This window comes from Chloroflexaceae bacterium, from assembly GCA_025057155.1.
Taxonomy (GTDB): Bacteria; Chloroflexota; Chloroflexia; order Chloroflexales; family Chloroflexaceae; genus JACAEO01.
Genome location: JANWYD010000002.1, coordinates 1 through 21,188, shown reverse-complemented (window position 1 = coordinate 21,188; position 21,188 = coordinate 1). Strand labels below are relative to the sequence as shown.

Here is a 21,188-nt window from a genome sequence, read left to right as displayed (position 1 = left end):
GGGGGGCGAGGATCGTAAGTGCATCGGAATGCCGAAAACCCCTTCTCGCTCGAAAAACCCTACACCGGAGGGCCCTCCCCGCCCCGCGGGCCGCGGTCGCGTTTGCGAAGGGTGTCGCTGCGCTCCCATTCAGTCGCCCGCAGCCGGCTGAGCGCCCGCCAGGACGGCGCCAGCTCCACGCGACCAAGTTCGCGCACCAACTGGCGTGCGGCCAGCCCCACGATTGCCGTGTAGGTGGGATAGGCTATTTCCAGATCCGCCAGTTGCGACACCTCCATGCCCGCCGCCATTCCAGCAGCTACCACCTGCACGATTTCCAGCGCGTGGACGCCAACCACGTGCGCCCCCAGCAGCCGCCCGCTGTCGCGCGCAACGATGAGCTTGCAGGCGCCGTGCGTGACTCCGTCAATCACCGCGCGATCCAGGTCGCTGTACGGCACAACCGCTACTGCGCAGTCGTAGCGCGCGCGGGCCTGATCTTCGCTCAGCCCGACCGAGCCATACTCAGGATCGGTAAAGCCGCCGTGGGGCACAACGGCCAGCGAATTTGCGCGTCTGGCTTCGAGCACGGCGTTCTCAGCCGCAATGCGGCCTTCGTGGCTGCCGCTTTGCACCAGCATGACCCGGCCAGTAATATCTCCCGCAGCGAAAATGTGCGGCGCCGAGGTGCGCAGGGTGTCATCCACCACGATGTAGCCTCCCTGACACTCAACGCCCGCGGCCTCCAGACCCAGCGACGCGATATTGCCTGCCCATCCCACAGCCAGCAGCACGGCGTCGCAACTGAGCGCGTGCTGCGCGCCGGAACGGGTGAAATGGACCACACGTTCCGCTTCGCGGCGTTCGATGCGTTCGATGCCTGTTATTCCACACACTACCTGGATGCCGCGCCGGAGGAAGGCCTGCTCCAGTTCTGCGCCGATGAGCGGGTCAGCGCGCCCCATCAGGCGCGGGCTGGTTTCCAGGAGGGTCACCTCGCAGCCAAAGGCGGCAAAGATCGAGGCGAGCTGGCAACCGGTGGCGGCGCCGCCCACAATCACGAGCGAACGCGGCAGACGCTCCAGCGTCCAGATGTCGCGATAGCTGAGCGCGTGCTCATTACCGGGAACATCAAGCCGGCGCGACTGGCCGCCTGCACAGATGATGAAACGCTCCCCCTCCAGCCGTTCGCCCGCGGGCAGCGCCAGCGTGTATGGATCAAGAAAGCGGGCCTCGCCCGCCGTCTCAAATACCACCACTCCTGCCGCCCGAAGGTGTTCGCGAAGGTGCTTCTTGTAGTGGACGGTCTCTATGGTCTGGCGCACCCGTTCCAGAAGCCCAGGAAAATCAAGCGCCGGCGCCGCCCCCGTCAGTCCATACGACGGGAACTGCCCGGCGTCCCGTGCCAGGCGCGCCGCCCGCGCCAGCACGCGGGTAGGTACCACAGCATCATTAAGACAAATGCCGCCAAGCCGGTCACGTTCAATCAACGCTACAGTGGCGCCCAGCTCGCGCGCCCGGAGCGCGGCGGTTACCCCGCTGGGTCCGCCGCCGATCACGATCACTTCGTACATGCCTCGCACCCTGTCTCCTTCGTAGTATGAGAAATGTATCACGATTTACATGTCGTATTTTAGACCCTGGCCGCTCTGTGTGGCCCATCCATCCGGGCAGGTTCTGGCGCGGGGGGGCGCTTCGCCGGGATAGCGCTGCACATCCACCAAACACATACTCACCGCAGAGAGCGCCGAGGGGCGCAGAGCATCTCAAAAGACTCCTCCGCGCGCTCCGCGGTGAGCCTGAACGCGCATCGCGCCGGCTCGCCGGGTTTCTCGTGTATCATGAGCAGTATGGTGACGATTGACGATCTGCGTGCCATTGCCCTGTTTGCCAGCCTGGACGGCCCGACCCTTGCCGATACGGCGCGCCGGGTTCGTCGCTGCAGCTTCCGTCCGGGGCAGCACATTATGCTGGAAGGCGAACCGGCGCCCGGCCTGTTCATGGTGCTGCGCGGCCGCGTGCGCCTCTCCCGCACTGCGCCCGACGGTCGCGAACAGGTGCTGGCCATGGTCGGCCCCGGCGAGCACTTCAACCCCGTGCCGCTCTTCGACGGCGGCCCTAACCCCACTACGGCCAGAGCGATGAGTCCTGTGGTCTGCCTGCTCCTGCCCCGCGAGGATCTGCTGGCCCTCATCCGGCGCCATCCCGACCTGGCGCTGGCGGCCCTGAGCGCCATGGCCGGGCAGTTGCGCGAGCTGGTGACCCTGGTCGAGGATCTGGCCTTCCGCTCGGTGCGCGCCCGCCTGGCCCGGCTGCTGCTGGCCGAGGCCGGCGAGGGCGCCGCCGAACTGACCCACCAGGAACTCGCCGAACGCACCGGCACCGTCCGCGAGATCGTCGGGCGGGCGCTGCGCCGCCTGGCCGAGGAGGGCCTGGTGCGCCTTGAGCGTGGCCGCGTCATCGTGCTCGACCCGGCGGGCCTGGCCCGCGTCGTCGAAGAGTAGGGCGACCTTCCAGGTTGCCCTTACCCGGCCCCCTGCCAGGTTGCTCTCGCAGGACAAACCCTCGCTCTCCCAGGAACTGCAATGAGACTTTAGTCGTAGATCGCCGTGACCGAACTTAGTAATCTGTATCTGAACAACCATCACGGAACGCCGAGTGGCGTTACCGTATACTGTTCCTGGAGGAGTAGAGCCGTGGCGTACATCATCGCTGAGCCGTGTATCGGAACGAAAGACGCGTCGTGTGTGGCTGTCTGCCCGGTGGACTGCATCTACGAGGGCGAGGATCAGTACTACATCAACCCCGACGAGTGCATTGACTGCGGCGCATGCGAGCCTGAGTGCCCCGTCGAGGCGATCTTCCCTGATGACTCGGTCCCGGAGCAGTGGAAGAGCTATATCGAGAAGAACCGCAACTTCTTTGGCGCCTGAGTGCTTACCTGCCGTAAACGATCATCGGGAGGGCATAGCCCTCCCGATGATCTTTATCTGAACATAACCGGCTACGGCGATCCAGAATCGCCCGATGCGTCCGGGCCGCGCCAGGGTCTGCTGAGTAGTCTGTAAAGTTAAGTTTCCTGGGATTTCGGCCCCCTCCCAACCTCCCCTTGTTGGAGGGGAGGAGCAGGACTCCCTCCCCCGGAGGGGGAGGGTTGGGAAGGGGTGGGGATTTAGCAAAAGACTTTGTTTACAGACTACTGAGCTTCTCTCACGAGATGCTCATAATCCTCAGGCGTGTCCATATCTTCGACGACAGCGGGATCGTCCAGATCGAGCCAGCGCACCGCGTCGGCATAGCGCGCCAGGACCGGGCGCGCCCCCAGGTCACCCTCCAGGGCGCGCACGTCGGCGAACAGACGCTCCGCCAGAAGCGTCGGCGTGCCTCGCTGACCCCGGTAACGCGGCGCCACCGCCACGGCCTCCGGCGCGGCCTCGAAGGCGGCGATCAGGCGGTTAATCAACTCCGGTGTAACGCGAGGCTGATCAACCAGCAACACTACCACGGCGCTGACGCCGGACGGCAGGGCCTCCAGGCCGCAACGCAGCGAAGTCGCCTGCCCGCGGGCATACTCCACGCACCGCACTCGCCGCACCGCGCCGTTCAGATCCTCCAGCGCGCCGGCCACCTCCTCGGCGTAGGCTCCCAGCACCACGACCAGCTCCGCCAGGCGGCTTGCCAGGGCCACCTCGGCCACGTGGCGCACCAGCGGGCGCCCCTGCCAGAGCAGCAGTTGCTTTGGCCGCCCCATGCGCGCCGAGCGCCCCGCGGCCAGCAGGATGCCGTGTACGATCATGGACTGGCTCCGCTGTCCGTTGAGGTGTGGAGATGTGGAGGTGTGGAGATGTAGAGGTGTGGAGATGTGGAGGTGTGGAGATGTAGAAATGTTCTTCCGCTCCCCCACACCTCCACACCTCCACACCCCCATCCCTCTACCCCTCACCCACGGCCTCAATCACCCGCCGGACGAGCGCCGGCTCGTCTTCGGCGAGGACGGTGCGAAGGTCGAAGAGCAGCCGTTCATCAACAATGCGCGCCACGATAGCAGGCGCGCCCAGACGCAGGCGCGCCGCGCAACGCTCGGCGCCTGTCGCCCCCGGCGCCACCGCCACTCCGGCGCTGGGCAGGGTTTCGCCGGGCAGCGAACCGCCCCCCACGGCGCTCTGGCAGGCGACAACCTCGGCCCGGAGACCAGCCGCGCTCAGCGCCGCCGCTACGGCTGTGGCGCGCGCCCTGAGCATCTCCAGGGGCGCGGCGATCATGCGCCACACCGGGATCTCCTCGGTCGCACGACCCCGCAGGTAGCTCCGCAGGGTCGCCTCCAGACCGGCGATGGTGGTCTTATCTACTCGCAGGGCGCGGGCCAGGGGATGCCGGCGCAGCCGCTCGATCAACTCGCGCCGGCCCGCCATCAGGCCGGCCTGCGGCCCCCCAAGCAGTTTATCCCCGCTGAAGGTCACCAGATCCGCTCCGGCAGCCACACTTTCCTGCACCGTCGGTTCTGGCGCCAGCCCATAGGGTGTGGTGGGCAGGAACGTGCCACTCCCCAGATCATCGAGCAGCGGCACGCCGTGCGCGCGACCCACCTCCGCCAGTTCGGCCAGCGTCGGTTCGTGCACGAAGCCGATCATCCGGAAGTTGCTGCTGTGAACGCGCAGCAGCAGCGCCGTCCGTTCGGTGATCGCGTCGGCGTAGTCGCGGGCATAGGTGCGGTTCGTGGCGCCGACCTCGACCAGCACGGCGCCGCTCTGTCGCAGCACATCGGGAATGCGAAACCCACCGCCGATCTCCACTGCCTGACCACGGGAGACGATCACTTCCCGCCCGGCAGCCAGGCCGATCAGCGCCAGATAGACCGCGGCGGCGTTGTTGTTCACCGCCATGGCCGCCTCGGCGCCGCTGAGCCGGGTTAACAGCCGCTCCAGGTGTACATTGCGGCTGCCCCGCTCGCCCCGCTCCAGGTCGTACTCCAGGTTCGAGTAGCCCGTTCCTACCGCCGCCATGGCCGCCAGAGCCTCGGCGCTGAGGGGCGCCCGGCCCAGGTTGGTCTGGATAATCACGCCGGTGGCGTTGATCACCGGGCGCAGGCTCGGCGCGAGCCACTGTTCGATGCGGGCGCGCACCCTGCGGACCAGGGCGTCGAGGGACAGGGTCTCCGGATCGGGCGCCTCGCCGTGCTGGAGGACACGGCGAGCGGCGTCAAGTTCAGCGCGCGCAGCCTCACGCAACAGAGACTGTGGCGCCGCGTCGCCCAGTTCGGCGCGCGCGGCGAGGATGAGCCGATCAACGCTGGGGAGATCGCGCAGGCGGGTCATCGCGGCGCCCTACACTCGCAGCGCCTCGGCCTCGGCGCGCGCCAGAGCCGCCTCGCTCTCGGGCGTCGGGGGAGGCGTCGCGCCGCGAACGGGCCGGGTACGCTCGAAGGCCGCCCGCAGCACGGCCTCGTACTCCGGGGCCAGTTGCCGCTTGCGCCGGCCCATTACCGTGCGCGCCACATTGATCATGCTGTCAATACGGTACTCGCGGAAGACTTCGCCGCCCCAGGTGAAGTGCGGCACGTTCTTGGGCGCGCTGTGCAGACCAAACACATTGCTGCCCGTGCCGACAACCGTCCCGCCCGTGAGGTGCAGCCCGATGCCCAGCTTGACATGGTCGGCCAGAAAGCAGCCCAGCTTGATCAGCCCGCTGTCGAACTGGCCCAGACCTTCGAGCACCACGCGAATATGGCCATAGTTGTTTTTCAGGTCGCTGTTCGTGGTCATTGCGCCGATATTGACCCACTCGCCAAGCCAGGAATGGCCCAGGAAGCCATCGTGGTGCTTGTTGCTGTAGCCGTGGATAATACTGGCTTCCACCTCGCCGCCGACGCGGCAGACCGGGCCAATCGCGGTTTCGCCGCGGATGCGGGCGCTGGCGATCAGTGTGCCCGCGCCAATGTACACCGGCCCCTGGATGAAACTGAACGGCTCAATATGCGCGCCAGCGTCAATAAACACCGGCCCGTCGCGAGCGTCGAGCACCAGCGGCCCGTCGAGGCGCGCGCTGGGAGCGACATAGACGTGCTCGCCGCGCACGACCACCTGCGGGTCATCGCCAGTGTAGAGCGGCAGGCGCTGCTGCAGGGCCGGCAGGTCGCGCACCAGTTGCTCGCCACAGTGGGTGATCATGTCCCAAGGGTAGCGCAGCAGCAAGGGCGGTTCATCCGGGCCGATTTCGCGGGCGCGGGCGAAGCGCAGCAGTTCATCGCGGGCATCAGCGGCGGCCTGCTCGCGCAGAAAGTACAGCACCGCCGAGGCCAGCGCCGGTGAAAGGCGCGCGCCGAGGAGCGTCGCTCCGGCAAGGTAGACCGTATTCAGCGGCTCGGCGAGCAGTCGCCCCAGCCAGCTCAGATCGAGCGCGCGGCCATTGACCAGCACAATCGCTTCACCCACGCGCAGGAACGCTGCCATCCCCTCTTTCGGCCCATAGTAACCCATCAAGTACGACCGGCCCAGTCCCAGGACCTCACATTCCGGCGGCCGGGCCATGCCTGCAACCGCAGCGGACCGCTCGCGGGTGGAAAAGGCCCCGCAGCGCAGTTCGAACACCGGGCGGGCCTGTATGAGCGCAGCGAAGTTGCGCCAGAGTTCGTCTTCAAAAACAATGATTGTCATGGCGTCAGGCAGGAGGTGCTGTTCATTCGGTAAGTTCTCGCATCGACTGGAGTTGCAGGGGCCTGTTGCGCCTGTAACGTGCGTGGTCTTACATTCCCTGAACCCCTGCTGAAGGGAGGCGCCGGACGCGCTCTCTCGGCAGGTGAAGGGCCAGGGAAAGGACAGGTATTTTAGAGGCGCCACGCCCAATCCGCAATCTAGAAACGGCAATCTGCAATCGCCCTACGTTACGTTCGCCGGATCAACTCCAGAATAGCCTGGCCGAGTTTCTGACTGTCGTGGCGCAGCACGCGCACGGCGCGACTCTCGGTCGGATTGCTGAGCGAGGCAGTATATTGAATCACCGATGAAGCCAGGTCGGCTTCAATAACCACGCTACCCTCGATCATTACCTGTTGCTGGGTGACTTTGCCTCCGGGCAACAGAGTGGTCTCTTCGTACTCCTCAGGGTCAAGGTAGACGGGCGACTGGTTTGCCGCCGCGTAGAGCTGGTAGATCTCCGGGTCAATGCGCTGGGCATTCACCAGCACATAATCGGGGGCGAAGCCGCCAAAGCGTTTTATCGCCGCAATATGCTCGGCGACCCCGAACCCGGTAGTGCGGCCGGGTTCAGTCATGAGGTTACAGACGTAGATCTTTCGCGCCGGGCTCCTGGCAATCGCTTCGCGCAGTTCATCAATCAACAGGTTGGGCAGAATGCTCTCGAAGAGGCTGCCTGGCCCCAGCACGATCGCATCGGCATCACGAATGGCCTCCGCGGCCAGCCGGGTGATGCGGGGCGGTTCAGCGCCGTCGTATTCGAGGAACAGTCGCTCCACATGCCGCTCGGCAATGGTCGGGTCCAGGTTGAGCCGCCGCACGTCCATGCGAGTGCCATCGTCGAGTTCGGCGATGACCCCGATCGGCTCGGGAGTGGGCACGACGTAGTACACGTTCTGCATATTGAAGAGACTGGCGGCCCGGTAATAGTACTCAACCGGGTCCTGCACCGGCACAATACATGTCATCCGGCGCACCTGATCTCCTATCGCGCTGAGCACCAGCAGCCCCGGACCACCTGACAGCACGGTAATGTTCGGAGGAGTGTCGCGCCGGTAGCCGAGCACCAGGTCATCACCGCCTTCGGTTGGCGGATCAGGAATAGGGATGACCACGACCCCGCTCAGGCGCCAGATCCCAAAGACCAGCACGCCCAGCCCCGCCAGCATCAGGAGCACGCCCCGTAGCGGGCGAGGGAGGAACTGGAGAGTTAATATAGACACAAAAGGGGGCAAGCCTTCAACCGTCCGATAGATATGGATGAACAGGTAGGCCACGCCTAGCGAAAGCAACACAACGCCGACAAATATGAACGCGAGTGGCCAGGTAAGATGACTCAGGGAAGAGAGGCGACGGGTGACTGATTGCATATGGTTGTGAAGGGTGATGAGGGGTATGCGCCTGAGGACGGATGACCATAGCGTCAGGTCTGGAGCAACTGCTTCCGCTGAGCATCGATCAACTCGCGCAGATTGCCGCTGCTCCGGGCGACCATCTCGGCGCAGAGCAAGCCCGCCAGGATGCCATCAGGGTACCGGGCATAACGTCCGAGGGTGAACTGCCCATCGGCGGTCACGACTAGGACGGGCGCCGTGCGATCACGAGTCAGGAGTTTCGCGAGGTGGGCTTCCGGGTCGGCAGCGATCTCTATCTTCAGGCCGGTCGCGTCTTCCCAGGCGGTCAGATTAGCCGGACCGGCGAGCGGCGTCCCGGCGGCGGGCGCCGGAATGATGACTGTTCCACGCTGGCGATGCTGGCGCGCCAGATAGGCGGCGAGCAGCATCCCCGTCTCGGCCGGGTCGAGTTGCTCGCCGTGCTTGTCTACCAGGGCCATCGCGGTGCCATCGGCAGAGATGGCCAGACCGAGATGCGAGTCACTCTCACGCACCAGCTTTTTGAGCCGGCTGAGGTTATGCTCAACCGGCGTGGGAGGCACACGGGCGAACAGCGGATCAGGTTCACGGTTGATTTCAATCGCCCGAGTCTGCCCGTTCTCGCCGAGCAGGGCCGGAAAGATGCCGGCGCCGGGGCCGTTCATTGCATCAACAAAGATGGTCAGGGACGTCCTGCGAATGAGATCAATCTCAACTGCATCACGCAGCGCCTTGAGGTACACCTTGCGCACGTCCACGATCTGTTCGACAGGCGGCTCGACCGTCGGCGGGAACACTGTGGCCGGCGGGGCTGCATCCACGGGTTCGAGCGAGAGACCGGCGGTGTCGGCAAGGAGCATCAAGCCGTTGATATAGTAGCTCTGGTTGCCGGCAGAGACGCACAGAGCCGTATCAGCGACGCGCTGATCGAGGGCGTGATACACGGCCGGCAGCGGGACCGGGGCGGCGGCCAGCGAAGCGCGGACGCCGTGCGTTTGCAGCAGGGCCACCAGATCACGGGCGAAAAGACCGCCCATAAAGCGCGTATCGTAGGCGACCAGACAGCTCAGCCCGCGTTCGACAAGCTGCCTGGCGAGGCCCACGCCGCGTCGGCGCACCTGATCGAGCGTAAAATCGGCAGCCACCACCGCTGCCCAGACCTGGGCGTAGGGCCGATAGCGAACACTCATATGCGCCTTCGGAACTCTTCCACTGCGCCCATCATCAGGTCGCGAATGGCCAGCGCGCGCTCCATGGTCTGGGCCTCAAAGCGATTGGTCAGGGCGGGCTCGGTATTCGAGGCGCGGAGCAGCCCCCAGCCGTCGCCAAAGTCAACGCGGACGCCGTCAACATCAATCACCTGGTACGTAGCGCTGAACCGTTCGCGCACGTACTCGATGGCCTGGAACTTGAGCTCCTCCGGGAAGGGGATACGGCCCTCATCGAGGGAGGGCAACTGGGGGTAGGGCGCCAGCACCTCGGTGAGGGTCGTCCCCAGGCTGGCCAGGGCATAGAGGAGGTAGGCGCCGGCGAAGGCGCCATCATCATAGAAATGGCGCGGGACAGGGAAGATAACGTGCCCGCTAAGCTCGCCACCGAGCACGGCGCCGGTCTCGCGCATCTTTGCTGAGAGATTGGGGTAGCCGGTCTTCCACATCACCGGCGTGCCGCCGAGGTCCGCGATGGCGCGAGGCAGCACGGCGCTGCACTTCACGTCAAAAACGACCGGCCCGCGTTGTCGGCCGAGGATGTAGGCCGCCAGGGCGATCAGGTAGCGGTCGGCAAACACAATCGCGCCATCGCGGTCAACCACCCCGAGGCGATCGCCATCACCATCGAGGCCTATGCCCAGATCGGCCTGGTGGGCGCGCACGGCGGCGATCAGGTGCTGGAGGTTCTCCGCCTTGAGCGGATCGGGATGATGGTTGGGAAAAGCGCCGTCGGGTTCGATGAACAGCGGCACGACTTCCAATCCGAGCGCTTCGTAGAGGCGCAGACTGATCGGCCCGGCGACACCGTTGCCAGCATCAAGCACCACCCGTGGCCGCCGCCCGCTGAAGGGCAACACCCTGGCGATGCTCTCCACATAGGCCGCGCTCACGTCAACCTGGCTCAGACTCCCGGCCCCGTCGGGAAACCTGCCGGCCAGCGCGATACGTCCAAGCGCCTGGATCTCCTCGCTGCTCAACGGCTCACTCCCGTAGCGTGGATGCGCGCGGCGCAACTTGAGTCCGTTGAACTCGGGAGGATTGTGGCTGGCGGAAACAATCGCTCCCCCGTCGGCGCCGAGGTGCTCGACCGCGAAATACATCACCGGCGTTGGCGCCTGCCCGATGTCAACCACGTCGCAGCCCGTAGCGCGGAGACCCTCGATCAAGGCCGCCTGAAACTGCGGCGAACTCAGCCGCGCATCGCGCGCGACCACCACGCGCCGCAGGCCCTGATCACCGAAATAGGCCCCCACAGCCTGCCCGAGACGGACGTAGATCGATGCGTCCAGATCGCTGCCAACAACGCCGCGGATGTCGTAGGCGCGAAAGATCGTGGGGTTCAGCGGTACGCCCATGGCGCACTCCTGGGAGCCGATGACTGAGGGTGATCGTAGCGTATCGGCGCACATTCGTCAAGGTTCTTTACAACTGATGCGTCATCCGCTATAATCGTTGTGTCAACGGTAAAAAAGTGAGCAGCCGACGGGGACTGCTACCGTTGATCTGACTGAGAGCCACGCTCTCGGTTTCTTCTTTTCGTCGCCTGGAGCAGGGTTCGCACCTTCTGCGGCCCTTCCACGCTGTAGCTCCCACGGCGATTGGACAGCACAGAGGCAGCCACACAATGACAGACAAGACGACGTACCTCACACGTGAGGGCCGCGCCAAGCTCGAGGCTGAACTCGAGCACCTCCAGACAGTTGAGCGTAAACATGTTGCAGAGCGCATCGCCGCTGCCAAGGAACTAGGCGACATCTCCGAGAGCGGCGAGTATGAGGATGCCAAAAAGGCGCAGGCCCTGCTTGAGGGGCGCATCCGCGAACTGAAGAGCCTTCTCTCGCGCGCCCAGATTATTGATGACGAGCAGAGCAGCAATGGCGAGGTTCGTGTCGGCTCCTCCGTCACCGTGCGTTTTGACGAAGATGGTGAAGAGGAGACCTGGATGATCGTCGGGAGCGCCGAGGCCAATCCCCGTCAGGGTCGCATCTCCAATGAGTCGCCGATCGGCGCTGCTATCCTGGGCAAACGCCCGCGCCAGAAGGTGACGGTGCAAACCCCCTCCGGAGTGATGAAACTGACCATCGTAAAGGTGCAGTAGACAGGCGGGGATATCCGCTGCACGCGCCGGGCGCTGCACAAAACTGGAGACCACGGCTGAAGTTATGGCCGGCGCGGCCTGCTGGTGTCTGCCCATGCTTCCCCACCTCTCTGCGCGAGAGGTGGGGCTTTTTTTCTCGGACCTGCGTATTCAGATTGACCGCAGAGCACGCAGATTAACGTAGAGGCGAGCTTCGTGAAGCTCTCTACGCCCCTCCACGCCCTCTGCAGCGCGAACGTGTCCGGTAGATACGAACACGATCTCTCGGACCCGGTTTCGCCGCGCGGCCCTGTAAGGCGCTGTTGGGAGGAGCCGAAGCGATTGCAGAGAAGACTCGCCGGCCCGCGTCCCCTGGAGGGACGCCCTCGCGCCTTCTACCCGGCCAGGCGGTACATCGTTACCACACGCTCGCTTCGCAACAACGCTCCGCTGCCTGCGCGAACAACCCGCGTGTTAAGCACTGTCAGCGACGCGCCCCGGCTCACCTGCGGCGCGCCGAGCGTTACCGCGCGGCCATCGCCGCGTCCCCAGAGACTCAGCGTCACGTTGCCGCCGCGCGCCGTGACGACCAGGTACAGCGGCGCGCCGGTATCGTTGCGAATGCGCAGATCCAGACCGGGGTCGGCCACAGCCGCATCGAGGCCGGGCCGGTCGGCAAACGTGGCCAGCCAGCGGCTATGCCCGCGCCGTTCGGTGACCGGCAAGCCGGCTTCCCAGGCCGCGCGGTAGAGCAACGTTGCCACAATACAGACCCCGCCGCCAACTATGTTCTCCACCACCTGACCACCCACAATGCCTGGACCGGGCCGGAAACCGCGGGCGGCAGAGATGCCTCCCAGGGTCCGCAGGAAGGAAAGCTCCGTTCCGGGAGCGAGGATGGCTCCGTTGAGGCGCGCGGCGGCCAGTTCAATGTTGGCGCCGCTGCCGCTCCCGGCGTGGTAGCGCATACTGGCGCTGGCCAGCACCTTCAATGATTGGGGGGCAAGAGCTGCGGCGGGGGCCATGGCTTCGACCAGCCAGGCCCCCAGGGGCGCTCGCTGCACCTCCTTATCGCTGCCGGCATGCTCCGGATGGTAGCTCAGACGCATGCGTTCGAAGTACTGCACTAGCAGTCGCGAACCATCGGGCTGCGTTTCGTAAAACTCCTCTGAGATCGGATGCCCGAGCAGGGCGGCGCCGCCATGTTGACCGTGGTACCAGGCGAAGGCGCCGCCCAGGGTATGCCCCGTCGCGGCGATGAAGACGCGCTCGGAAGCATCAAGGGCGGCAGGCGCCACCGGGCGAAACGGCGTCTCGTCCTGGCGATCAGCCGTATACAGGCGTCCCAGGCTGGCCAGTTCCACCCTGTCGCCCCGGCGCTCCAGGCGCACGTAGGTGAAGTACTGCACATAGGCGTGAGCTTCAGCATCGTAGAATGCGGCGCTCAGCGGTTGGCCCGACCACTCCAGGCCGCCGTGGGCCAGAATGAAGCTGCGGAACGGCTCCTCAACCACGTGATCGCCAGCCTCGAGCACCGGCAGCGCCGGCCGCGCCGTCTGCGCGCGGGCAAGGGGGGCGGGAGCAAACGCCGCGAGTATTGCAGCGACCAGGGTCAGGATGAGCGAGTGGCGACAGAGCATGGCCGTTTCCTCTCATTCACGCTCGACAACGGGCAGTGCACGCTGCATAGCATGCAGTGAACCGTTGGCGGGGCGTTGGAGATACGCCTGTTCCGCACGCCACGAGAGGAAACCCGGTTCTTTCGCAGACATCTGCGGTAAACTAAGGGCGACCAGGATTGACCTGTTCTCGTCGGGGAATAGCAAGGGAATTGACTATGGGACCCCGGCGCCGGCGCCGGCTTTTCCGGACAGCGGGTTTCCCGAATGGCCTGGCTCTCCCGCTTCTTGATGGGTACACAATGGAGGCCATATGGACCAGGAAATCGTCCACCTGCTTGATCAGCGCATTGCGGCAGCGGAACGTTCGTTGATGGACCAGACTGGCGGCACGAATGTCTGCCGGTTGCAACAGGACGGTCGCGTGACCGGGGGTATGAAATACGACGAGGGGCGGCTGGTGGCGTTGAACACCCTCCGGCGGCGGCTCAGGGAGGCAGCGGGTGAAGACATCCGGGCGCTGGTCGCGCAGGATCTTGCCACGTGGCAGGAGGCGCTGCGGGCGCAGCAGGCCCGCGAGCGCCCGGCCATCCAGTGGGTCGCCTACAACCAGGGCGGAGTGGACGCGCTGGAGGACGTGTTGCAGGCGCTCGACAAGGTGTAAGATACGGGAGGCGCGGTGAGGCGGCCCTTCGCGCCTCCCTGACAACCCGGCAAGGCGGCGCCCGGAGCCAGATAGCAGAAACGCCAGGGTGTTACCCTGGCGTTCCGTGCATTGTGGTACCCCCAGCGGGATTCGAACCCGCGATCTTCACCTTGAAAGGGTGACGTCCTAGGCCACTAGACTATGGGGGCCGGCAGCACTCATTATAACAAACAGGCGCAATCCTATCAAGTCGCGCGGCGACGATCTCCGGAGCCTGCGGGCCGGCCCGATACCCGCAGCGGGGTAGGGAGCGGAAATCCAAAATCCGAAATCCAAAATCACATACTATGTCTACCCCTCTTCCTCACGGGCCTCGTAGTAATCGGCCAGGCCGGCAAGGGCCATCTGCGCCAGAAAGGGCGAGACCTCATTGCCCAGCGAGGTGCGCAAGGCGCTGAAGTCAATGGCGATGGCTTCTTTCCAGCGCCGGGCCTCGACGTAGCGGGGCAGGTAGCGGCGCAACTGGGCTGCAAGCAACCGGCGGGTGTTGGGCGAGGCTACGCTGAGCACCGCGCGCCGCAGGTAGTCGGAGAAGACATGCTCCTCGCCGGCTTCCACCACCGGCGGTTCGCCCACGCGGGCGATCATCTGCTCGACCAGTTCATCGGAGAAGTGCAACGGCGCAAACTCCTCTCCGCGAAACAACTCGATACAGAAGACGCCCGCGGCGTCCAGGTCGCGGTAAAACTCGGTCGCGATGGCGCGCTGCTGCTGCAGGCGCCGGGAAGCCTCGGCGATGCGCTCCTGTTCGGCGGCATCGGGCGGCTGGGCCAGCCAGGTTCCAGCGCACCGCGTGAGGCGAGTGGCCTCCTCCCCGCCGCCCGCGCGCTCCGCTGTTCGCACTGATCGGCCACGCATGACACGCTCCTCAGAATAGGTTCGCTACGGCATGGGTAAGGAAGGGGCGGCAACGGTTGCGCCCTTCCGAAACCGGTGTCCCACACCCAGTATACCGCATCAGCGGTACTTGATAATTTTCATCAATAATTTGACTTATGCTCCCAGGGGCGTTACAATTTTTGCAGCATTTCCTCAGGCAGCCGCGGCCTCGCGGCGGTTCGTGATCAGGAGCAACCCATGGCGCGCATCTATAACAGCATTACCGAACTGGTCGGCAATACTCCGCTGGTGCGCTTGAACCGCGTGAATGACAGCGATGCGACCGTGGTGGCCAAACTGGAGTTTTTCAATCCGGCGAGTTCGGTCAAAGATCGCATCGGACTGGCGATGATCGAGGCCGCCGAGCGTGAAGGCAAGATCCGGCCAGGCGAAACGGTGTTGATCGAGCCGACCAGCGGCAACACCGGCATTGGTCTGGCGTTCGTGGCCGCGGCCAAGGGCTATCGGCTGATCCTGACCATGCCCGAGACGATGAGCATCGAGCGGCGCAAACTGCTGCGCGGCTATGGCGCCGAACTGGTGCTGACGCCCGGCGCCGAGGGCATGCCCGGGGCGATCGCCAAAGCCGAGGAGATCCTGGCCGATCTGCCTAACGGCTACATGCTGCAACAATTTAAGAACCCGGCCAACCCTGAGATCCACCGTCGCACTACCGCCGAAGAGCTATGGAACGACACCGACGGCCAGATTGACATCCTGGTGGCGGGAGTGGGGACCGGCGGCACCATCACCGGGGTTGGCGAGGTCATCAAAGCGCGCAAGCCGGAGTTCAAGACGGTGGCGGTGGAGCCGGAAGGCTCGCCGGTGCTGTCGGGGGGCAAGCGCGGCCCGCACAAGATCCAGGGCATCGGGGCGGGGTTCATTCCTGAGGTGCTGAACACCAGCATCATTGACGAGATCCAGGTCGTCTCGAACGAAGACGCCTTCGATATGGCCCGGCGTCTGGCGCGGGAGGAGGGCCTGATGGTGGGCATTTCCAGCGGCGCGGCAGCGGTGGCGGCGATGCGCGTGGCCCGTCGCCCTGAGAACGCCGGCAAGCTGATCGTCTTTATTGCCCCCAGCAACGGCGAACGCTACCTCAGCACTCCGCTGTACAGCGAAGAGTAACCTGCCCGCTGCCTCACGGCGAGTGACAGGATCCCTGGGAGGGCTGCGCCCTCCCAGTCCCCTTCTCAAGTCAGGGGCCGGCGAATTCCAGCCTGTCGTCCCTCCTCCAACTGGCGCGGGGGGGCCACCGCCTCGCTCTCAATGATCTGTGTGAAGCGATCATCACGCAGGTTGAGCCAGCGTGCCGCCAGCCAGGCCAGGGTAAAGGTCGGCACAGTCTGAGTAAAGGGGAGCAGGGCCTCCAGCGCGGCCTTGTTGCGCAGCCCGCGCAGGCCCAGGCGGTCGAGGAGCACCCAGCTCACCGGCGCGGCGAAGATATCCAGCCCGAAGTCGAGCAGATCGAGCAACACCATCAGCAGCAGCGGCACGTGGTGCATGGTGGTGAAGAAGCCCGCCTCCTGAGGAACGTTAAGACGCCTGACGCTGCGCCAGATCAGCGCCAGCCCCACACTGGCAAGCGCCAGCGCCGCCATCATCGCGATGAACAACCCTGTCATAACACTTTGTAGATGTTCGAGCATAGACGTCACTCCAGCAACGTTTTGACGCTTCCAGCAAGTCCTCTCAGACCGACGACGTTCGGGCCTTCGCCTACTGTTGCGAAGAAACCGCTGAGTTAGACGCTGGATCTCGCGAGGTGGTTGCGCGAGGCAAGCGCCAACGCCACAGGGCGAAGCCGCTGAGGAGCGCCAGCAGCGCCAGGAGGACGGTGGGCCACTCCAGCGCCGCGCCAAAAGGTGGCAGATCGGGCTGCAGGGCCAGGAAGGGTGTGACCAACGGGTCAGTAACACCGTATAACAATGCAAAGGCTGGATTATCGGGACGGGCGGCCAGAGCGCGGGCCACCAGGCGCGCCAGCAGCAACGCCTCAAGGACGCCGGTAAGCCAGACGAGCCAGGTTGTAGCGGGGCGCCGTGTGGATGGCCGGAACATCATTGCTACTCTGGTTGCATCGTTTCAGATTGTGGTCTGTCATAGCGCCCTGCCGGCGCCGTTGGTTTCCTGCGGGCGGCCCGCCGGCGCGCCTGTCAGGCTGTCAGCGCCATCTCAGCGTGCTATGACCTAAGACCTATGGCACTGTTAATACGGTTCTGATACACTATATATCAAGAAGCCTTTTCGCACCCGAGCATTGCTTACTCCACCCGATCAGGCGCAACAGGACGAAGGGGAACCGCCGTGATCCACGCCACTACCCATGCGAGCGCCGAGGGCGCCCTGTACGAGCGGACCGTTCCGGTGCGACGGATCGGCCCGCGCACCTTGAACGTCCTGATCGGGATCGAACTCCTGCTGTTGCTAAGCGCGCTGGCGTGGGCGCTCCTGCACCTACTGCCCCCTGCCACACCGTTGGCGACCGCTACTGATCTGCGTCTGGTGGTTGACGCTATTCGCGACCGGTTGAGCGGCGCCGTGGCCGACCCGCTCGTGCCCGTAGGCGACGGCTACAGCGCCCGGGCCAGCAATCTGCGCGGCCTGCAACTCGACGGTCAGGTGTACTACTACTATGTCGAGGGGGCGAAGAACTTCGATCCCTTGAGTCGGGGCGTGATTGGCAAGGATCAGGTCGAGATCCTGCTGCGTGACGCGAGCGGCGACCACGCCTTCGTCATTTACCGGGTATACTGAAGCGCCAGGGGTTCAGGCGGTCGCGCCGCACAACGACCGAACGCACAGGCGTCCTTCTGGGAGGGCGCAGTAGGTCTCAATTCTCCGACGAAAAGCGCATATTCTGGATTGCACTCTTCAGACCGCGGCAAGCGGCCTGGCATGCGCTCCGCGCCCGTCAGAGCTTGCGTTTACCCTCGCGCCAGTTGCCCCAGTCGCGTTCCTCGGCGGCGCGGATCGCGCGACGTTTCGCCGCCCGCCGAGACAGGGGTATAACCTCTTGCAGCACGGCATAGAGTTGCTCTTCGAGGTGGGGATCAGCGGCCAGGGCTCGCTGCATTGCCGTCGCATCGAAACCGCGCTCGTGAAGGAGACGCGCCAGGCGGCGCGCCTCTTCCGCATCGCCGGCCTGCAGCGCGGCGACGAGTTGTTCTTCCAGTGAAGGAGATGTATGCATATGCCACCTGCGAGGAAGGCGGGAAAACCAGATTTCTCTGCGCCCCTCCACGGTGGGAGGGCGTGCCGATAACCTCTTGTTTGAGAAAACCGGCTGGATGCGCCACTAGGCCGTCAACAGGATCGGCCCATCATCGGTGATCGCCAGGGTATGCTCGAACTGGGCCGAGAGCGACCCATCAGCAGTGCGCACCGTCCAGCCGTCGCGGTCGAGTTTTGTATCCGGGCGCCCGGCGTTAATCATCGGCTCGATGGTAAAAACCATGCCGGCCATAATCTTGCGCGTGTTGCGCGGATCGTCGTAGTGCAGGACGGTCGGCTCTTCGTGCAGGTTGCGTCCGAGACCATGACCGGTGTATTCGCGCACCACGGAGAAGCCTGCCGCCTCGGCATGACGCTGGATGGCCGCGCCGATGGCGCGAAGGGTATTCCCGGCGTAGGCCTGCTCGATGCCCACCTGCAGGCACTGGCGCGCCGTATCCAGCAGGCGCTGCGTGGCCGGACTGACCTTGCCAACCGGGAAGGTCTCGCAGGCATCACCGATCCAGCCATTCAGGCGCAGGCCAATGTCGATGCCAATGATATCCCCTTCGCGCAGACGCTCCTTCTTGCTGGGAATGCCATGGCAGATCACATCATTAACCGACGCGCAGATGGCGCCGGGAAAGGGCGGACTATTCGACCAGCCGCGCCGGCTGGGAGGCACATAGCCTTTGTAGACCGGCTCGGCGCCGTGTTTACGGATGAACTCCTCGGCAATTGCATCAAGCTCTGCCGTCGAGACACCTGGCCGAATATGTTCGCGCAGGACCTCAAAAGTTGCCCGCACCAGACGCCCCGACTCGCGGAGCAACTCGATCTGCCGCGGGCTTTTTAATGTAATTGCCATCGTTCTGCCTTTCATCGCTTCCCTGCTACGTCATAGTATACTCTATCGCCGGGCGGAGGAGGATCGAAAACCCGCGGCCCCCCTCTCAGGTTCAGGTTTTTCTGACGCAATCTTGACTCGCATCCCCATATTTGAGGCATAGGAAAACCAATTTCCCCTCAGCCGCGCGCTATGCCACGGCCTTCCGGATTCCTCCTTTCTTACCCCGGAAAGGGTCGCGAACTTGCCTGTGCCCGACCCGCGCGAGTTTTCACCGTTGACATTCACATCGAAACACTGGTAGAATGAACAACACTTGTTTCCGATCCATCAGCGCATGGATTATTCACCTATTTTAAACCTCCTGACCGATCCGCATTTCCACAAGGTTCGTCATACCATGGCAGTTCACCGCTTGCTGCATCCGCCGCGGGCCACCCTGGTCGTTGGTCTGGCACTGGTCTGCGTCGCTTGCATTCCTGATCCCCCCACCGCGACCCTGCCAACCCTGCCGGCGGTCCTCGACATCACGCCTGCGCCAACCCTCGACGTGGACGCGACGGCCACGGCCCTCGCCTCGCTGGAACGCCCCACGCCCACCCCTGCAGCGCTCTACACCGTCCAGCCCGGCGACACCCTCAGCGCCATCGCCGAGCGCTTCAATACCACGGTAGACGAACTGGTAGCCGCCAACGGCCTGACCGACCCCAACGCGTTGCAGACAGGGCAGACGCTGTTGATCCCTTCGCTGTTGCGAACGCCGGTGGTCGGCACGCCGGTCCCGCCAGGGACGCCGACGCCCACCCTCGCCACGCCCTGATGCGATTGTCGCTTGCAGAGAGGGACGGGAGGCCAGGGCAGTGTAGACGCCTGATAAGGTCTTTGTGCTGGTATTAGCTGCTACGCCTCCAAATACCAGAGTTTGGAGCCTGTCCCCGAACCTTTGCACCAGCCCTGCCGAGGGTTTCTCCATCTTGACACGAACCCGTTCCCTGGTTATAGTACCAGTGCTGGCTGTTGCACAACCAGGTAAGCCGTCCAGGCGCGAAGGAGGTGATGCCCATGAATGATAGTAAGCGTATGGGCGTCGCCGCTGGTGAGGCCCGCCAGGTCTTACCGAACCGGTGACCCCGCTCTCAGCGAAACGCCCCTGCTGAGCAGGGGCGTTTGTCTTGGGTGGCGCCTGCGCGCCGTATCCGCGATGTTTTTGGGAGAGCAAAGCCTTCCCACACTCTCTCCTGAACGCCGCGTCAACGGCGGGCTAGAAATTCGTGGGAGGGCTTTGCCCTCCTACGCCCTCTCCACAGACGGTGGTTTCGCCCTCGCTAACCCCTCCCGGCGAGCGGAGACCGGGAGAAACCTGGTTTCCCCTTCAGGAAGCGCGAATGGCCTCATAGACGACACGCGGAGCATCGGGGGGCGCCGGTTCCCAGGATGGCGTGCGGCGCGCGGCGAGGCGCAGCCCGGCGCCGGCGAGGGCATCCAGCACCTCCGCGTCGCTCCAGGCCCGCTCAACGTGCCGCTCTTCCCCCCGCCGCCAGCGTCCGTCCTCGTGCGCGAACCAGACCACGCGCCCGTGGGCCAGACGCACCGCGGCGTCATAGCTGAGGCGGTGGTAGACCAGGAGGCCATCGGCATCGTGCACGACCTGATCCAACCCCTCTCCCCACAGGGCAAACTCATGTTCGGTATTGAGATCGAAGATCAGGCGCCCGCCGGGACGCAGCAGGCGCGCCGCGTGGCCGATAGCCAGGGCCAGATCATCATCGCCGGTGAGATAGTTGAGGCTATCGTAGAGGCAGGTGATCAGATCAAACGACGCCAGCGCGAGCATCTCGCCTATGGGCAGGCGCCGGATGTCGGCGGCGAGCCATGTGACGGGCAGATCGCCGGCGCGGGCGCGGGCAATGGCGAGCATAGCCTCGGAGCGATCAACACCTATCGTTGCCGCGCCGCTGGCAGCAAAGACCAGGGTAGCGGCGCCGGCGCCGCAGGCCAGGTCGAGGACCCGTTCGGGGGGGGCGGGGAGGGCGGCGAGGATGCGGCGCGCCAGGGCCTCGGCGAACGCGCCCTGGCCGATGGCGTGGTAGATAGGAGCGTAGGCGGCATAAATATCGGACATAGGCCTGGGTCGGCGTGCGGGCGCCGGTGTTCACGATGACAAAACCGGAGCCATACGGCTCCGGCTTTCTGGCGACCCCGGCGCGACTCGAACGCGCGACCTTTTCCTCCGCAGGGAAACGCTCTAATCCACTGAGCTACGGGGTCGTGTTCATATCAGCGGCATAAGTATACCATGTTCGGGGAGTTCGCGCAACCGGGGAGGGGCAGGGCTGGTGCAAAGTCCACCTCTGGCAGCAGGGGCCGGGGCGGCATGGTTGCGCGACAGGATCATTTTTCGTTCCTGGTCTGCCAGGGCTTATTTTCGAGCGTTCCGCCGGCCCATCGCGGCGCCTGATCGTGGCAAGGCCCCGGCCCAATGGCGGGAGGGAGCCGACCCAAAGGCGGGGGGGTGGGGCCGGCCGCCCGGGCGGGGGGGACCCCCCCCCCCCCCCCCCCGCACAACCCCCGCCGCCCCCCGGGGGGCCCGGG

21 protein-coding genes and 2 tRNA genes are annotated in these 21,188 nt (G+C 64.9%); 7 read left to right on the top strand and 16 right to left on the bottom strand.

Features of this window, described 5'->3' with window-relative positions; all coding sequences use genetic code 11:
* Window positions 1-59 precede the first annotated feature (59 nt).
* Window positions 60-1,553, bottom strand: coding sequence for an NAD(P)/FAD-dependent oxidoreductase (locus tag NZU74_01445; GenBank protein ID MCS6879974.1), 1,494 nt, complete (start codon window positions 1,551-1,553; stop codon window positions 60-62).
* A 276-nt stretch (window positions 1,554-1,829) separates the two neighbouring features.
* Here NZU74_01445 and NZU74_01440 point away from each other — a divergent pair, with 276 nt between their 5' ends.
* Together NZU74_01440 and NZU74_01435 are read left to right on the top strand one after the other, a co-directional pair.
* Window positions 1,830-2,483: a Crp/Fnr family transcriptional regulator gene (locus NZU74_01440; GenBank protein ID MCS6879973.1), complete on the top strand. Its 654-nt coding sequence runs from the start codon at window positions 1,830-1,832 to the stop codon at window positions 2,481-2,483.
* 192 nt (window positions 2,484-2,675) lie between these two features.
* Window positions 2,676-2,912: a ferredoxin family protein gene (locus NZU74_01435; GenBank protein ID MCS6879972.1), complete on the top strand. Its 237-nt coding sequence runs from the start codon at window positions 2,676-2,678 to the stop codon at window positions 2,910-2,912.
* A 263-nt stretch (window positions 2,913-3,175) separates the two neighbouring features.
* Here NZU74_01435 and NZU74_01430 read toward each other — a convergent pair whose 3' ends face one another.
* From NZU74_01430 to NZU74_01405, 6 genes are all read right to left on the bottom strand, one after another.
* Window positions 3,176-3,775: a nucleotidyltransferase family protein gene (locus NZU74_01430; GenBank protein MCS6879971.1), complete on the bottom strand. Its 600-nt coding sequence runs from the start codon at window positions 3,773-3,775 to the stop codon at window positions 3,176-3,178.
* Between the two features lie 136 nt (window positions 3,776-3,911).
* Window positions 3,912-5,294 (bottom strand): L-seryl-tRNA(Sec) selenium transferase, encoded by a 1,383-nt coding sequence (selA, locus tag NZU74_01425; protein ID MCS6879970.1) that lies wholly within the window; start codon window positions 5,292-5,294, stop codon window positions 3,912-3,914.
* Window positions 5,295-5,303: 9 nt separating this feature from the next.
* On the bottom strand, window positions 5,304-6,632 hold the full coding sequence (locus NZU74_01420; protein MCS6879969.1) for a putative sugar nucleotidyl transferase: 1,329 nt from the start codon (window positions 6,630-6,632) through the stop codon (window positions 5,304-5,306).
* Between the two features lie 227 nt (window positions 6,633-6,859).
* Complete coding sequence (locus NZU74_01415; protein MCS6879968.1) at window positions 6,860-7,894, bottom strand: 2-phospho-L-lactate transferase CofD family protein; 1,035 nt, start codon at window positions 7,892-7,894, stop codon at window positions 6,860-6,862.
* Window positions 7,895-8,094: 200 nt separating this feature from the next.
* Window positions 8,095-9,234 carry a phosphoglucomutase gene (locus NZU74_01410; protein ID MCS6879967.1) on the bottom strand — a complete coding sequence of 380 codons (1,140 nt, stop codon included), beginning with the start codon at window positions 9,232-9,234 and terminating at the stop codon, window positions 8,095-8,097.
* Entirely contained in the window at window positions 9,231-10,610 is a 1,380-nt protein-coding gene (locus NZU74_01405) for a phosphomannomutase/phosphoglucomutase (protein MCS6879966.1), read from the bottom strand. Before NZU74_01405 ends, NZU74_01410 begins: the two co-directional genes overlap by 4 nt.
* A 269-nt stretch (window positions 10,611-10,879) precedes the next feature.
* Here NZU74_01405 and greA point away from each other — a divergent pair, with 269 nt between their 5' ends.
* Window positions 10,880-11,353 carry a transcription elongation factor GreA gene (greA, locus tag NZU74_01400; protein MCS6879965.1) on the top strand — a complete coding sequence of 158 codons (474 nt, stop codon included), beginning with the start codon at window positions 10,880-10,882 and terminating at the stop codon, window positions 11,351-11,353.
* Window positions 11,354-11,727: 374 nt separating this feature from the next.
* Here the strand turns inward: greA and NZU74_01395 are convergent, their stop codons facing one another.
* Window positions 11,728-12,972: a VanW family protein gene (locus NZU74_01395; protein MCS6879964.1), complete on the bottom strand. Its 1,245-nt coding sequence runs from the start codon at window positions 12,970-12,972 to the stop codon at window positions 11,728-11,730.
* Window positions 12,973-13,264: 292 nt separating this feature from the next.
* Here NZU74_01395 and NZU74_01390 point away from each other — a divergent pair, with 292 nt between their 5' ends.
* Window positions 13,265-13,615, top strand: coding sequence for a hypothetical protein (locus tag NZU74_01390; GenBank protein MCS6879963.1), 351 nt, complete (start codon window positions 13,265-13,267; stop codon window positions 13,613-13,615).
* A gap of 114 nt (window positions 13,616-13,729) precedes the next feature.
* On the opposite strand, the gene NZU74_01385 is transcribed toward NZU74_01390, so the two are convergent.
* Both NZU74_01385 and NZU74_01380 read right to left on the bottom strand, forming a co-directional pair.
* Window positions 13,730-13,806, bottom strand: a tRNA-Glu gene (locus tag NZU74_01385).
* Between the two features lie 142 nt (window positions 13,807-13,948).
* Complete coding sequence (locus NZU74_01380; GenBank protein ID MCS6879962.1) at window positions 13,949-14,515, bottom strand: hypothetical protein; 567 nt, start codon at window positions 14,513-14,515, stop codon at window positions 13,949-13,951.
* A 219-nt stretch (window positions 14,516-14,734) separates the two neighbouring features.
* Here NZU74_01380 and cysK point away from each other — a divergent pair, with 219 nt between their 5' ends.
* Entirely contained in the window at window positions 14,735-15,664 is a 930-nt protein-coding gene (gene cysK / locus NZU74_01375) for a cysteine synthase A (GenBank protein ID MCS6879961.1), read from the top strand.
* 65 nt (window positions 15,665-15,729) lie between these two features.
* Here the strand turns inward: cysK and NZU74_01370 are convergent, their stop codons facing one another.
* Both NZU74_01370 and NZU74_01365 read right to left on the bottom strand, forming a co-directional pair.
* The gene (locus tag NZU74_01370) at window positions 15,730-16,185 is read right to left on the bottom strand and encodes a hypothetical protein (protein ID MCS6879960.1); all 456 of its coding nucleotides are present in this window, start codon (window positions 16,183-16,185) and stop codon (window positions 15,730-15,732) included.
* 70 nt (window positions 16,186-16,255) lie between these two features.
* Window positions 16,256-16,600 (bottom strand): YggT family protein, encoded by a 345-nt coding sequence (locus NZU74_01365; protein MCS6879959.1) that lies wholly within the window; start codon window positions 16,598-16,600, stop codon window positions 16,256-16,258.
* A gap of 243 nt (window positions 16,601-16,843) precedes the next feature.
* Between NZU74_01365 and NZU74_01360 the strand changes: the two genes are divergently transcribed.
* Entirely contained in the window at window positions 16,844-17,293 is a 450-nt protein-coding gene (locus tag NZU74_01360) for a hypothetical protein (GenBank protein ID MCS6879958.1), read from the top strand.
* Window positions 17,294-17,450: 157 nt separating this feature from the next.
* Here the strand turns inward: NZU74_01360 and NZU74_01355 are convergent, their stop codons facing one another.
* Both NZU74_01355 and map read right to left on the bottom strand, forming a co-directional pair.
* Window positions 17,451-17,729: a hypothetical protein gene (locus NZU74_01355; GenBank protein MCS6879957.1), complete on the bottom strand. Its 279-nt coding sequence runs from the start codon at window positions 17,727-17,729 to the stop codon at window positions 17,451-17,453.
* 105 nt (window positions 17,730-17,834) lie between these two features.
* Window positions 17,835-18,617 carry a type I methionyl aminopeptidase gene (gene map / locus NZU74_01350; protein MCS6879956.1) on the bottom strand — a complete coding sequence of 261 codons (783 nt, stop codon included), beginning with the start codon at window positions 18,615-18,617 and terminating at the stop codon, window positions 17,835-17,837.
* Window positions 18,618-18,996: 379 nt separating this feature from the next.
* Between map and NZU74_01345 the strand changes: the two genes are divergently transcribed.
* On the top strand, window positions 18,997-19,416 hold the full coding sequence (locus tag NZU74_01345) for a LysM peptidoglycan-binding domain-containing protein (GenBank protein ID MCS6879955.1): 420 nt from the start codon (window positions 18,997-18,999) through the stop codon (window positions 19,414-19,416).
* 552 nt (window positions 19,417-19,968) lie between these two features.
* Here the strand turns inward: NZU74_01345 and NZU74_01340 are convergent.
* Both NZU74_01340 and NZU74_01335 read right to left on the bottom strand, forming a co-directional pair.
* Entirely contained in the window at window positions 19,969-20,718 is a 750-nt protein-coding gene (locus NZU74_01340; GenBank protein MCS6879954.1) for a class I SAM-dependent methyltransferase, read from the bottom strand.
* Window positions 20,719-20,787: 69 nt separating this feature from the next.
* Window positions 20,788-20,864, bottom strand: a tRNA-Arg gene (locus NZU74_01335).
* Window positions 20,865-21,188 lie beyond the last annotated feature (324 nt).

Bases quoted from the DNA above. Each gene is read 5' to 3' on its own strand.
- NZU74_01440 (MCS6879973.1), top strand. From the start codon at position 1,830: ATGGTGACGATTGACGATCTGCGTGCCATTGCCCTGTTTGCCAGCCTG.
- NZU74_01340 (MCS6879954.1), bottom strand. From the start codon at position 20,718: ATGTCCGATATTTATGCCGCCTACGCTCCTATCTACCACGCCATCGGC.
- NZU74_01365 (MCS6879959.1), bottom strand. From the start codon at position 16,600: ATGATGTTCCGGCCATCCACACGGCGCCCCGCTACAACCTGGCTCGTC.
- NZU74_01405 (MCS6879966.1), bottom strand. From the start codon at position 10,610: ATGGGCGTACCGCTGAACCCCACGATCTTTCGCGCCTACGACATCCGC.
- NZU74_01370 (MCS6879960.1), bottom strand. From the start codon at position 16,185: ATGCTCGAACATCTACAAAGTGTTATGACAGGGTTGTTCATCGCGATG.
- greA (MCS6879965.1), top strand. From the start codon at position 10,880: ATGACAGACAAGACGACGTACCTCACACGTGAGGGCCGCGCCAAGCTC.
- NZU74_01390 (MCS6879963.1), top strand. From the start codon at position 13,265: ATGGACCAGGAAATCGTCCACCTGCTTGATCAGCGCATTGCGGCAGCG.
- NZU74_01355 (MCS6879957.1), bottom strand. From the start codon at position 17,729: ATGCATACATCTCCTTCACTGGAAGAACAACTCGTCGCCGCGCTGCAG.
- cysK (MCS6879961.1), top strand. From the start codon at position 14,735: ATGGCGCGCATCTATAACAGCATTACCGAACTGGTCGGCAATACTCCG.
- NZU74_01445 (MCS6879974.1), bottom strand. From the start codon at position 1,553: ATGTACGAAGTGATCGTGATCGGCGGCGGACCCAGCGGGGTAACCGCC.
- map (MCS6879956.1), bottom strand. From the start codon at position 18,617: ATGGCAATTACATTAAAAAGCCCGCGGCAGATCGAGTTGCTCCGCGAG.
- NZU74_01345 (MCS6879955.1), top strand. From the start codon at position 18,997: ATGGCAGTTCACCGCTTGCTGCATCCGCCGCGGGCCACCCTGGTCGTT.
- NZU74_01420 (MCS6879969.1), bottom strand. From the start codon at position 6,632: ATGACAATCATTGTTTTTGAAGACGAACTCTGGCGCAACTTCGCTGCG.
- selA (MCS6879970.1), bottom strand. From the start codon at position 5,294: ATGACCCGCCTGCGCGATCTCCCCAGCGTTGATCGGCTCATCCTCGCC.
- NZU74_01380 (MCS6879962.1), bottom strand. From the start codon at position 14,515: ATGCGTGGCCGATCAGTGCGAACAGCGGAGCGCGCGGGCGGCGGGGAG.
- NZU74_01395 (MCS6879964.1), bottom strand. From the start codon at position 12,972: ATGCTCTGTCGCCACTCGCTCATCCTGACCCTGGTCGCTGCAATACTC.
- NZU74_01410 (MCS6879967.1), bottom strand. From the start codon at position 9,234: ATGAGTGTTCGCTATCGGCCCTACGCCCAGGTCTGGGCAGCGGTGGTG.
- NZU74_01430 (MCS6879971.1), bottom strand. From the start codon at position 3,775: ATGATCGTACACGGCATCCTGCTGGCCGCGGGGCGCTCGGCGCGCATG.